The organism is Corynebacterium sp. ACRPS, from assembly GCF_022346005.1.
GTDB lineage: Bacteria > Actinomycetota > Actinomycetes > Mycobacteriales > Mycobacteriaceae > Corynebacterium.
On the sequence record NZ_JAKRMY010000004.1, the window covers coordinates 14,455 to 26,467 of the forward strand.

General features: G+C 60.2%; 12 protein-coding genes. 4 read left to right on the forward strand and 8 right to left on the reverse strand.

The window, feature by feature from the left end; all coding sequences use genetic code 11:
* Window positions 1-38 precede the first annotated feature (38 nt).
* The 4 genes from MHX65_RS03105 to MHX65_RS03120 form a co-directional block, all read right to left on the reverse strand.
* Window positions 39-962 carry a DMT family transporter gene (locus MHX65_RS03105; RefSeq protein WP_239268579.1) on the reverse strand — a complete coding sequence of 308 codons (924 nt, stop codon included), beginning with the start codon at window positions 960-962 and terminating at the stop codon, window positions 39-41.
* Between the two features lie 145 nt (window positions 963-1,107).
* Window positions 1,108-2,484 carry an acetyl-CoA carboxylase biotin carboxylase subunit gene (gene accC / locus MHX65_RS03110; protein WP_005284133.1) on the reverse strand — a complete coding sequence of 459 codons (1,377 nt, stop codon included), beginning with the start codon at window positions 2,482-2,484 and terminating at the stop codon, window positions 1,108-1,110.
* A 17-nt stretch (window positions 2,485-2,501) separates the two neighbouring features.
* Complete coding sequence (accB, locus tag MHX65_RS03115) at window positions 2,502-3,059, reverse strand: acetyl-CoA carboxylase biotin carboxyl carrier protein (protein WP_239268581.1); 558 nt, start codon at window positions 3,057-3,059, stop codon at window positions 2,502-2,504.
* 2 nt (window positions 3,060-3,061) lie between these two features.
* Window positions 3,062-4,618, reverse strand: coding sequence for a pyruvate carboxylase (locus MHX65_RS03120; protein WP_239268583.1), 1,557 nt, complete (start codon window positions 4,616-4,618; stop codon window positions 3,062-3,064).
* Window positions 4,619-5,043: 425 nt separating this feature from the next.
* On the opposite strand from MHX65_RS03120, the gene MHX65_RS03125 reads away from it, so the two are divergent.
* A complete protein-coding gene (locus tag MHX65_RS03125) occupies window positions 5,044-6,390 on the forward strand; it encodes an MFS transporter (RefSeq protein WP_239268585.1) in 1,347 nt (448 codons plus the stop codon).
* A 73-nt stretch (window positions 6,391-6,463) separates the two neighbouring features.
* Here the strand turns inward: MHX65_RS03125 and MHX65_RS03130 are convergent, their stop codons facing one another.
* Both MHX65_RS03130 and MHX65_RS03135 read right to left on the reverse strand, forming a co-directional pair.
* On the reverse strand, window positions 6,464-7,105 hold the full coding sequence (locus tag MHX65_RS03130) for a 3-oxoacid CoA-transferase subunit B (protein WP_237792597.1): 642 nt from the start codon (window positions 7,103-7,105) through the stop codon (window positions 6,464-6,466).
* The gene (locus MHX65_RS03135) at window positions 7,105-7,848 is read right to left on the reverse strand and encodes a CoA transferase subunit A (protein WP_239268587.1); all 744 of its coding nucleotides are present in this window, start codon (window positions 7,846-7,848) and stop codon (window positions 7,105-7,107) included. The genes MHX65_RS03130 and MHX65_RS03135 overlap by 1 nt, the downstream gene beginning before the upstream one ends.
* A 116-nt stretch (window positions 7,849-7,964) precedes the next feature.
* On the opposite strand from MHX65_RS03135, the gene MHX65_RS03140 reads away from it, so the two are divergent.
* Window positions 7,965-8,738 (forward strand): IclR family transcriptional regulator domain-containing protein, encoded by a 774-nt coding sequence (locus MHX65_RS03140; protein WP_023029078.1) that lies wholly within the window; start codon window positions 7,965-7,967, stop codon window positions 8,736-8,738.
* Window positions 8,739-8,747: 9 nt separating this feature from the next.
* On the forward strand, window positions 8,748-9,965 hold the full coding sequence (locus MHX65_RS03145; RefSeq protein ID WP_239268589.1) for an acetyl-CoA C-acetyltransferase: 1,218 nt from the start codon (window positions 8,748-8,750) through the stop codon (window positions 9,963-9,965).
* Between the two features lie 44 nt (window positions 9,966-10,009).
* Here the strand turns inward: MHX65_RS03145 and MHX65_RS03150 are convergent, their stop codons facing one another.
* Both MHX65_RS03150 and MHX65_RS11535 read right to left on the reverse strand, forming a co-directional pair.
* A complete protein-coding gene (locus MHX65_RS03150; RefSeq protein WP_239268591.1) occupies window positions 10,010-11,296 on the reverse strand; it encodes an acid phosphatase in 1,287 nt (428 codons plus the stop codon).
* 144 nt (window positions 11,297-11,440) lie between these two features.
* Window positions 11,441-11,566 carry a hypothetical protein gene (locus tag MHX65_RS11535; protein ID WP_255716704.1) on the reverse strand — a complete coding sequence of 42 codons (126 nt, stop codon included), beginning with the start codon at window positions 11,564-11,566 and terminating at the stop codon, window positions 11,441-11,443.
* A 138-nt stretch (window positions 11,567-11,704) separates the two neighbouring features.
* On the opposite strand from MHX65_RS11535, the gene MHX65_RS03155 reads away from it, so the two are divergent.
* Window positions 11,705-11,986, forward strand: coding sequence for a hypothetical protein (locus MHX65_RS03155; RefSeq protein WP_023023385.1), 282 nt, complete (start codon window positions 11,705-11,707; stop codon window positions 11,984-11,986).
* The last annotated feature ends 27 nt before the right edge of the window (window positions 11,987-12,013 follow it).

The following is a 12,013-nucleotide window of genomic DNA, read 5'->3' on the forward strand; positions in this document are numbered from 1 at the left end:
AGGGGAATAAAGGGGGTATCGGCAAGCGCGGCACAGCCCTAAAGGGCGCGCACCATAATCACGCCGATGATGACCAAGACCAGGCCGATGATGCGGTGGACCGGCGGCAGGCCGCGCTTGGCATTGCCCCAGCCCAGCGATTCAATGACCTGGCCGCAAATGATTGAGCCCACCAGCGAGCCGATGACCGTCGTGCCAGTGCCGATCATGGGCGAAAGCGTCGCTCCACCAACCACAAAAAGCGCGCCGAGCACACCGCCGAGCCACATCCACCAGGGCCCAGGGGCGATACCGCTCAAAAGGGCACGGCGGGGTGCCTTCCAGCCCAGGGTGAGCAGGGCCAACAGGATCACGCCGACGCCCAGGGAAATGACGCTGGCGGGCATGGGGCTGTGCAACGCGCCTCCCAGGTAGCCGTTGACGGCGGTTTGGGTGGCAGAGCCCATGCCGATGAGCACGCCGAAGACCCGCCACAGCCACAGCGAAAGCCCGGTGGCTTGCGCGCGCGTGGTGGCAGCGCCCCGGCCGATTTCTAGCACCAAGGCGATGCCGCCCACCACGATGAGGGCGCCGAGGATGCGCAGCGGGCCGACGGGAACCAAGGGGGATTCGAAAAGGCCGGTCAGATCATAAATAAGGCCCATCGTCACCTGTCCCAGGATGGGAAGGATGACGGTTTCTACGCTGCCGATGCGCGGGAAGAGCAGGATATTTCCCACGATGAAGGCCACGCCCATAAAGCCGCCGAGCCACACCCACCACGGTTGCGCGGCCGCCAGCGCCAGGTCCGGTATCGCGTCACCGGTGACTATCAGCGCAAGGATGGCGGAGACGGCAAAGCCGATAATGAAGGAGAAGAACCCGGCGGCGATGGGCGAGCCCACGGACTCGCGCAGTCGTGTATTAATGGCCGTTTGCGCCGGCACGATGGCGCCGACCAGCATGGCGGCAATAACCAACATTGTTTTTCCTTCCCCCACAGGTTTAGGTCTAAGCAAAGCCTGGAACCAGGCGTTAAATAGAGATGTAATTTTAGAGGCTTAAAATGCAAAAAAGTGCAGGCCGGCAAAAGCGGAACCTGCACTCTCTCGCTAGAAGGAGCCGAGTTTAGTCATCCGTAGGGATCGAGTCGGTGCCTTCCAGCAACTTGGCAACGTAACCAGTGTTGAACTCGCCACTGCGGAACTTTTCACTGTCCAACAGCATGGCCTGGAATGGCGCCGTGGTAACAACGCCTTCTACCTGCAGCTCGTCGATGGCGCGCAGCATGCGGGTAATGGCCTCATCACGGTCTTCTGCCCATACGATGAGCTTGCCCACCATGGAGTCATAGAACGGCGGGATGGTGTAGCCCGTTTCGATGTGGGTATCCATGCGCACACCGAAGCCACCTGGCACGCGGTAGTGCTCGATCTTGCCCGGCCGCGGCGCGAAGTTCTGGTTCGGATCCTCGGCGTTGATGCGGCACTCGATGGCGTGGCCACGAATCTCCACATCATCCTGGGTGATGGATAGCTTCTGCCCGGAGGCAATGCGCAGCTGCTCCTTGATGAGGTCCACACCGGTGATCATCTCCGTAACCGGGTGCTCCACCTGGATGCGGGTGTTCATCTCGATGAAGTAGAACTTATCTTCGGTGTTATCGAAGACGAACTCGATGGTTCCGGCGTTCTTGTACTTCACCTCTTTACACAGGTTAATCGCGGCTTCCTGCATCTCCTGGCGCAGCTCATCGGTCAACACCGGCGAAGGGCCTTCCTCAATGAGCTTCTGGTTGCGGCGCTGCGAGGTGCAGTCGCGCTCGCCCAGGGCGACGGCGTTTTCGCCATCGGCCAGCACCTGGATCTCAATGTGGCGGATATCCGTCAAGAAACGCTCGATGTAGACCGACGGGTCATTGAACGCGGACTCAGCCTCATTCATGATCTCGTTGAGGTCCTTTTCCAGCGTGTCCTCGGATTCCACGACGCGCATACCGCGTCCACCACCACCGGCGGCCGCCTTAATCAGCAGCGGGAAGCCGGTGTTATGGGCAACCTCAAGCGCTTCGTCGAACTCGGTGACCACGCCGTCGGAGCCCGGAACGGTGGGAACACCGGCGGACTTGGCGATGCGCTTAGCCGCGATCTTGTCACCCATCAAGCCAATGTGCTCAGCCGAAGGGCCAACAAAGCCGATCTCTTCTTCTTCCACCATGCGGACAAAGTCCGGCTTTTCGGACAAGAAGCCGTAGCCCGGGTGAATGGCATCTGCCTTGTACGCCATGGCTGCGGAGATGACCAGCTCGGGACTGTTGTAGCTCTTGGAAACATTCGCCGGGCCGATGCACACTGCTTGATCAGCGAGTTTTACCGGCAAGGAGTCCTTATCGCCTTCGGAATAAGTAAGGATGGACTTGATGCCCAATTCCTTGCAGGCGCGAATGATGCGAAGCGCAATCTCACCGCGGTTAGCGATGAGCACGCTACCTAGTAGATCTGACATATTTTCCTCCAGGTCGATTACTTCGGCTGGATGACCATGATGGGCTGGCCGTGCTCCACGGCGTCCTCGTTATCTACAAGGATTTCCTTCACGGTGCCAGCAACCTTGGACTCGATGCTGTTCATCAGCTTCATAACCTCGACGATGCACAGCACCTGGCCAACCTCAACCTCGTCGCCCACCTTGACGAACGGATCTGCGCCAGGCTTCGGAGCGGCGTAGAAGGTACCGACCATGGGAGCCTTCACGGTCTCGCCTTCTGCGGACGGCTCACCGGAACCGGAGGCCTTTGCCTCTTCCTTCGGAGCTTCCTCCTGCGCCGGAGCAGGCTTGGACTCTGGCTCAGCGGCTGGGGCTGGGGCGGCCTCTGGGGCTGCGTCCTGTGCTGGTGCGGCAGCTGGAGCTGCGGCCGGAGCGGCTTCCGGAGCCGGTGCCGGGCGGTTCAGGCCGCCTGGGGTGCGGGACATCGCGAGCTCGACGTCGCCGTACTTGATCTGCAGCTCTTGGATGTCATCAGACAGGTTGGCCCACTTCAGCAGGGACTTCAGGTCGTGCAAGTTGGTGGAATCAGTCATGGTTACTTTTCTCCTTTGGTGAGGTTGATTTCCAAATCGGAAGTCTTGAGGTGGAAGTCGGTGGTATCGGAAGAGTCGTAGATTTGCTGTACCAGGGAGGTAAGGACGCCGCCCTTGACGCCTTCGCCCTCGCCGCCGCGGCCTTCGGCCACGAAGCGCTTCATTTCATCGACCTGGCTGCCGGCGAACATCACGCGCAGCAACAGGGTGTCGATGTCCTCGTCCGGGTGGGCCTTCTTCAGGTCCGGCAGAACCGGCTTGAGCTCTGGGATTTCCTCCGTAATTTCGGAGGAACCGTTGGCCATAATCTTCTCCAGCACGTCTGGGTCCAGCGGGGCGAGCGGCTCGCCATAGTAGCCCAAGGCGTACTTTTTAATCTCGTTCGGGACCACGGAGTATCGGTCACCCGTCGTCACATTCATGACGGCCTGGGTTCCTACGAACTGGGCGAACGGCGTAATCATAATGGGGTATGCGAGCTCTTCGCGCACGCGTGCGACCTCGTACAGCAGCTCTTCGAAGCGGTCACCCAACCCAGCGGTTTCCAGCTGGGATTCGAAGTTGGTGAGCATGCCGCCGGGCAGCTGGTGCATGTAGTGCAGGCCATCGAATGCGCGCGGAACGCCAACTGGCTTATCTTCCGTATCGGCGATTTCCTGAATGCGCTCGCTGGCGGAATCGATGCGCTCATCGTCAACGTCCACCGTGTAGCCCAGTGCGCGAAGATCGCGCACTACGGCCTGGGTGGCCGGCTGTCCCGGGCCATTGGCCAGCGGGGCGATGGAGGTGTGGATGGAGTCCACGCCCAATTCTGCAGCGTAGAGGTAGGTCAGCGGGGACAGTCCGGTCAGCGAGTGGGTGTGTACCTCGAGCGGGACGTCACCGATGGAGCTGCGGATCGCCGGGATGAGGGTCTTCAAACGATCCGGAGTAAGCAGGCCGCCGGCGTCTTTTAGCATGATGCGGTCCACATCGGTGCGCTCGAGCAGCTCCGTGGCCTTTCGCTTGTACAGGTCATCGGTGTGTACGGGGCTCAAGCAGTAGGACAATGCGCCGAAGGTTTCGGCACCGAGTTCCTTAGCCAGCTTGAGGCCCTGGTCGATGTTGTCGATGTCATTCAAGCCATCGAAGGAACCGATCACACGGAAGCCATTGGCGTAGAGACGCTCGGTCCAGTTCAAGATGGCGTCATCCGGCAGGAAGTCAAAGGAGGCCAGGTTCTTGGAACGAATCAGGGCGCGGAACTTGGTGCCCGGCGCGGCGTTCTCGTGTACGAGGCGAACGCGCTCCCACGGGTCTTCCTTGAGGTAGCGCACGGACACGTCGAACTGGATGGGCGCTACCAAGTCCACGTGCTCGAAACCGGCGTTGGTGATGTCATCCAACAGCGACAGGATGTGACTCGTGGTCATGCGGGTGGCCCAGATGCTCTGGTGCGCATCACGCAGGGTGGTATCGATGATGTTGATCTTGCGCTCGCTATCGGCCGGGCGTCCGCCCGCGGCCATGATTTCGGCGAGGCCTTCTGTGCTTAGTTCCTCGGGACTAAGAGCAGTCATAAATCCCTCCTTAGGGTGTGGCTCCGGAAAGACTCGGTTGGTTCACAGTGATGGTTCACTTTGGTGGTTCAAGACTCTTCGAGAACCTTCCGTGTCGTGGCTCACACGCTACACCACACCTAAATTTTCAGCGCCGGAATTCCGGCCAAAAATGACCTTTTCCTACGAATTCCAAGCTCGTCACGGCAAAGAATTTATACAAATACCCCTATACGGGGTCACAGTGCGCACTACCGTTCACTTAGTGAACAGCGAGTTTTTATGGGCATTCCCCCTGAAAAGTGGTGGACGACATGCACTTTCTAGTCGGTAACCAAATCAGCCCCTGTAGCGCTGCCGCTTTCGTGGCCTACATCGCGGTCTAAGCGAAGTGTGATGTGCGTAATATCCTTCTCAACATTTCGGACCCATACCTAGGAGGAACAATGACTTCTACCGCCCCGCCGAGCCCCACGCCCACTAAGTCATCGGGCGCGACAAAAACAGACCGCAAATCCCTCGCAGCCAGCCTGACCGGCCAGGTCCTGGAATGGTACGAGTGGAGCTCCTATGCGGTCTTCGCCCCGTTCATCGCCGCGGCGATGTTCGACAAGGGCGATAACGCCTCCGCACTGCTTGCCACCTTCGGTGTCTTCGCCGTCGGCTTCTTGGTCCGCCCGCTGGGCGGCATCGTCTTTGGCCACATCGCCGACCAGCGCGGCCGCAAGACCGTCTTGATGACCACCATCATCATGATGGCTAGCGCCTCGGTCCTCATCGGCTTGCTGCCCACCTACGAATCCATTGGTATCTGGGCCTCCGTCGGCCTGCTCTTCATCCGCGTGCTACAGGGGTTTGCACACGGTGGTGAATCCGCAGCTGCCAATAGCTACATCCCTGAGATCGCCCCGAACGCCCACCGCGGCCGCTGGGGTTCCATGGTCTATGTCTCCATCTTCGGCGGCTCGGTCATCGCCTACGTCTTGGGTGGCGGCATTTCACTGGTCCTGACGGACGAGCAGATTGGCGCTTGGGGCTGGCGCATTCCGTTCCTCCTGGGTGCCGCCGCAGCGTTGGTTGCGTTGTACCTGTGCCGCCACATGAAGGAATCGGATCACTTCCAGGAAATCGATAGCGCCGAGCCCACCGTTGAGGCTCCGAAGCGCACCAAGAAGTCCGTGAACTCGGGAAAGCCTGCCTCTGTTGTCCGCCCGGCGTGGCAGAATATCTTGCTCGTCGTGGGTATGGTCTCCGGCGTTACGGCCTCGCACTACACGTGGACCTCCTATGTTTCCACCTACGCCATTAGCCACGAGGGGATGTCCATTCAGGGTGCTTATTGGGTCACCGTGGCCGCACAGACCGCCGGTCTCATTGCCCTACCGCTGTGGGGCAGCCTGTCCGATAAAATCGGCCGCAAGCCAGTGATCTACATCTGCGCCATCGGCCTAGCCATCCTGCAGATCCCACTGATGAACTTCATCGATGATCGCCCATGGACCCTGCTGGTGGCCTCCACCGTCGGTGTGGTCATCGTTGCCGCCGGCGGCGCGCTGTTGTCCTCCATCATGTCCGAGGTCTTCCCCACCGCCCAGCGCACCCGCAGCATCGGCCTGGCCTATTCGCTGTCCGTTGCCGTCTTCGGCGGTACCGCACCGTATATCTACCAGTGGTTCGTAGCCCACGGCCTTACCTGGGCTTCTGGCTTCTACGTCGTCGCACTGTGCATCCTGACGCTTATCAGCATGTACATTCTGCCTGAAACCAAGGGCGTGGACCTGCGCGATGTCTAATCCACCCGCGAAACACTAAATCGCCGCTTCCCAGTCTCTCCCGGGAAGCGGCGATTTTCACGTCCACAACTAATTAATCGAGCGCTACCTTAAAGGGTGCGTCCGTGACCTCACGGATGGACTCCTCGGTTTCACCCTCGGCGACCTCGATAAGCGTCAGGCCCTCCAGCTCGTCCACGGTGAATACAGCGCGGTCGGTGATAATCAGATCCACACAGCGAGCGCCGGTCAGCGGCAGCTGGCACTCTGCCAGAATCTTGGAATCGCCGTGCTTGGATACGTGCTGCATCATCACCACGATGCGCTTGGCGCCGTGCACCAAATCCATCGCACCGCCCATGCCCTTGACCATCTTGCCGGGAATCATCCAGTTGGCCAGGTCGCCGAACTGGGATACCTCCATGGCACCGAGCACCGCGACGTCAATGGCGCGGGAGCGGATCATGGCAAAGGACTCGGACGAGGAGAAGAAGGATGCACCTGGGGCTTCGGTAATGGTTTCTTTACCGGCATTGATGAGCTCCGGATCAACCTTGCCCTCTTCAGGGTAGGCACCAACGCCCAGGATTCCGTTCTCAGAATGCAGGACCACCTCGCGGCCCTCTGGCAGGTAGCCCGGGATGAGCGTCGGCATGCCGATGCCCAGGTTGACGTAGTCACCATTGTCCAGTTCTTGTGCGGCGCGTGCCGCCATTTCTTCGCGTGACCAGGTCATTACTTGCTCACCGTCCTGAATTCGATTCCGGTTTCTTGTTTGCCCACTTCCACTACGCGGTCCACGTAGATTCCGGGCACATCCACCTCTGCGGGCGGAACCGCTTCAACCAGCTGCTCCGCTTGCACGATGGTGACATCGGCGGACTTGGCCGCATCGGGGTTGAAGTTCTGCGCGGTCTTATTAAAGGCAAGGTTGCCAAAGCGGTCCGCGCGGGCGGCATGGACGAAGGCGAAGTCCGGGGTAAGGGCTTCTTCCATGACGTAGAGCTCGCCGTTGAACTCGCGGGTTTCCTTCGGTGCGGAGGTCTCCGCGATGGTGCCGTCGGGGTTGTAGCGGGTGGGGATATCGCCATCGGCAAGCGGCGTGCCCACGCCAGCCTTGGTGTAGAAGGCCGGAATGCCCGCGCCACCGGCGCGCATGCGCTCTGCCAGGGTGCCCTGCGGGGTAAATTCGACGGTAAGCTCGCCCTCGAGGTACTGGCGCGCGTATTCCTTATTGGTTCCCAGGTAGGAACCAATGGAGCGGGCGATGCGGTGATCCTTGAGTAGTAGGCCAAGGCCGAAATCATCCGTACCGAGGTTATTGGAAATGATGGTGAGCTCGCTCGCGCCTTGGGAACGCAGCGCGGCAATGAGTTGCGCTGGAATACCCACAAGGCCGAATCCGCCCACCGCGATGGAGGAACCGTCCGGGATATCCGCGACGGCCTCCTCTACTGAGGCTATGACTTTATTCAACATGGGCCTTAGACTACGTGCGGTTCACAGAAAGCACAAGGGTTCAGAATGCGAACACGATCGGGTACACTGAAGAGACCTGGGACACTTAACCCTAAAAATAGCTTGGAGGACACACCGTGGCAGATACCCCCGTAGTGCAATCATTAGCCCGCGGACTCAATGTCATTCACTCGTTTAATGGCGAACGCCCGCGGCAAACACTGGCCCAGGTTGCCGAGGTCACAGGCCTAGCGCGCGCCACCGCACGTCGCTTTTTACACACGCTTGTCGCGGAAGGATACGCCCGCACCGATGGCTCGGATTTTTGGCTCACCCCGCGCGTTTTGGAACTGGGCTACTCCTATCTATCGAGCTTGGGACTGCCGGATATTTCCCAGCCCCATTTGAGGGAGTTATCCACCAAACTCGATGAGTCCTGCTCCGTGAGCGTGCTCGACCGCGACACCGTGGTCTATATCGCCCGCGCCGCCGCTCACCGCATTATGTCCACCAATATCACCATCGGTACGCGCTTCCCGGCGCACGCCACGTCCATGGGCCAGGTGCTGCTCGCCGATTTAACGCCGGCGGAGCTGGATGAGTACTTCGCCACCACCGCTCCGCTCGAGCAGGTCACCCCGCATACCCTGGTATCCCAGGATGCACTGCGGGCCCGCCTCGGCGAGGTCCGACGGCGCGGCTGGGTCATCGTGGACCAAGAGCTAGAAATAGGCCTGCGCTCCATCGCCGTTCCCATCCGGGATCGCACCGGGCGCGCTGTGGCGGCCATCAATATTTCCACCCAGACCTCCGTGTATTCCACCCAAGATCTCACCGCGCAGCTCCTCCCCGAGCTCCTCACTACCTGCGCGGCCATTTCCCACGATCTCACTACCACCGAAATTTCCTAAGGAGAATCCATGCATACTCAAGACGTTGTCCTGTGCTACCCCAAGCGCACCCCAGTCGGCCGCTACGGCGGCGCGCTCAAATCCGTCCCCGTCCAGGATCTGGCCAGCCTGGTGGTATCCACCATCGTGGAAGAATCCGGCATCGACCCGAACATCATCGATGACATCATCCTCGGCCAAGCCTCCCCGAACGGCGCTGCGCCTGCCTTGGGCCGAGTCGCCGCCCTCGATGCCGGCCTCCCCGTCTCCGTGACCGGCATGCAGCTCGACCGCCGCTGCGGCTCCGGCCTGCAAGCCATCGTCACCGCCGCCGCCCACGTCGCCACCGGCGCGGCCGAGGTGGTCATCGCCGGCGGTGCCGAATCCATGTCGCGCACCGAGTACACCGTGGACGGCGATATTCGCTGGGGTGCGAAGGGCGGAAACATGGTCTTTCGCGATCGCCTCCAGGAGGCCCGCGAAACCGCCGGTGGTAAAAACCACCCCATCCCCAGCGGCATGATCGAAACCGCCGAAAACCTCCGCCGCGAGCGTTCCCTGTCGCGCAAGGATCAGGATGAGCTTGCGGTGCGTTCCCACCACAACGCTGCCCGCGCGCAGGAGCAGGCGCTTTTCGATACCGAAATCGTCCCCGTCTCCGTCCCCCAGCGCAAGGGTGATCCCATCATCGTGGACAAGGATGAACACGTGCGCGCTGATTCCAGCGTGGAAAAGCTATCCAAGCTCCGCCCGGTGATGGGCAAGCAGGACGACGAGGCCACGGTGACCGCGGGTAACGCCTCCGGTCAAAACGACGGCGCCGCCGCCGTCCTCGTTACCACCCGTGACAAGGCCGACGAGCTTGGTCTCGAGCCGATGGTGGTCTTGAAGGGTTGGGCGCTTGCCGGCGTGGAGCCAGAGCGCATGGGCATCGCACCGGTTGAGGCAACCCGCAAGGTCATGGACCGCCTCGATCTCACCTTCGATGACCTCGATCTCATCGAGCTCAATGAGGCCTTTGCCGCCCAAGCCCTCGCGGTACTAGATCAGTGGGGTATTTCCCCCGAAGATCCTCGCTTGAACCCCAATGGCTCCGGCATCTCGCTGGGCCACCCAGTGGGAGCGACCGGTGCCCGCATCGTGGTTACCGCCGCGCACCACCTGCGCCGCACCGGCGGCAAGCGCGCGCTGGTTACGATGTGCATCGGCGGCGGCCAGGGCCTTGCCGCCATAATCGAAACCGCCTAGTCCTCGCAGTGAGGGCCTAGGCGGTTTCGGGGCGGGCGACCAAGCTAGCCTTGGACGCTCACGCTGCCATCTGCATTGACGTTGACTTGCGCCGCCATGGCACGGGCAACGTTAAGCCGCTGCCAGGAGCCGTCCTTGCCTTGCCAATCCAATGGATTGCCGGCAGGGCGTGCGGTCTGGCGTAGCACCTCGGCGCGCTGTTCCGGAGTCAGGTCCGGGTGGGAAGCGGCGAGGAGTACCGGGGCGGCCTGCGGCACAACCATCGACGCATCCGTCGGATTGCTTGGAGTGAAATCATAATCCAAGAAATCCGTGTATTCGTCTACAGCATCTGTAGTGGATCGGTATTCCTTACCATCGGCCCTATCTTGTGCGACGAGTTCTTCTACAGATTTGCCCGTACGCCACTGAATCTCTTCACGAATTTCCTGCGTAGCCTGCTGCAATGCATCGCGCATGCGGTCATCGTTCAAGCGATCCGCCGCCGCAGCTTGACCGGTCATGCGTCCACCAATGACGTCCAATGGGTAGTGCACACCCAGTACGACGCGGTGGTTTCCTGCTTCGGCGCCGCGCAGCATTAGTTGCGGGCCTACCTCCGGAAGCATAGAAGCCATCAAAGTGGTGATCCACGTTGCCTGGTTAGTGTGCCCAGAAGGGAAAGCCGGCGAAGTGGAATAGAGATCCTTCGACTCGTCTTCGTAGCGGTTAATAGCATCGGGTGCCTGCACGAATGGGCGGTCATAGCGGAAGTAGTACTTTTCTGCGAAGGTGGAGCTAGCCAGTCCACCAGCACGGGCGGCGTAGCCATTGCCCAGCAGGTACTGAGTCTTTGGCAGTCGATGCTCTGCCAAGGCCTCGCGGAATGCGCCGCCTAGGCTCTCCCCCATGGAGTCAGAAATGGCCTCGAGCATCCCACCGGAGCTTGCCTTGGCATCGGATTGCGCACGGGCGATCAGCTCAGGGTCATCGGCAGCCGCATTGTTAATGGCCACTACCTTATCCATGTTTTCTTCAAGGACCTCAGGCTGGTGCTTAATCTGGTCAAACTCGCGGACAACCTGCCAATAGTTGCCAAATTGGTAGGACGAAATATCGGATTCAAAGCCTGCCAGATAGTCCACACCAAAGGGCTGAGGAACCGGCGCGCCTGGGTGCTGCACTGGAGAGGGGCCGATACTGGATCCACTGCTAGATCCCTGTACCTGCGGCACCTTGGACGAAAGCTCACCCGCCTGCGCAGCGGGTGCAAAGGAAGCAACGGTGAAGCTGGCGGCCGCTCCGAGAGCAAGTACTCGACGCGAAACACCACGATTGAAAATACGGGTCATATAACGCAACTTTCAGCTAGAAGTGATTTCCTCTGCACACTAACCAGCTAACGTTAAGGAAATATGAACTGCGCGCTAACCTTTCTCAGCGCTTTTTTAAACAAATAGTTATATGACCGCTCAAGCTAATCGATGCCTCCCTGCCTACTCCACCCAGAACCATGTTTCCTCGGACGGTTCGGCACCAGACGCGGACAAGCCCGCCGTGGCGAGTGCAGCAAATGCCACCGCGGCGGCCATGGCCGAATCTCGCTGCTGATGAAGAATCATTAACTCAATCTAGCGCGAATGGGCGCCGATGAAAACAGGAAGGCACTTCCAGCGGGCGGTTTCGGCGCGAAACCGTACTTACGCGGTAAGCTAGAGAGGAACTTTTGCTCGCATAGGATAAAGGGGAATTAGTCAATAATGATCCAATTCGTCTTCGGCGCCGCCGCAGGGTACGTATTTGGCACCAAAGCGGGCCGCAAGCGCTACCACCAAATGAAAAGCGCCTACCAAAAGACCGTCAACTCCCCCGCCACCAAATCCGCGGTGCGTTCCGCGCGCAAGATGGTAGCCAACCGCCTGGATCCCGAGCCACGCATGCGCGAAATCCACGACCTTTCCGAAAAGCGCCGGGGCAAAGGCAAGGCTCGCGGGAACCAGGCTCCACAGGCAGACCGGATTTATGAACCCGATGAGGATTAAAACCTTTCCCCGTTAGCCCTTCCCCGC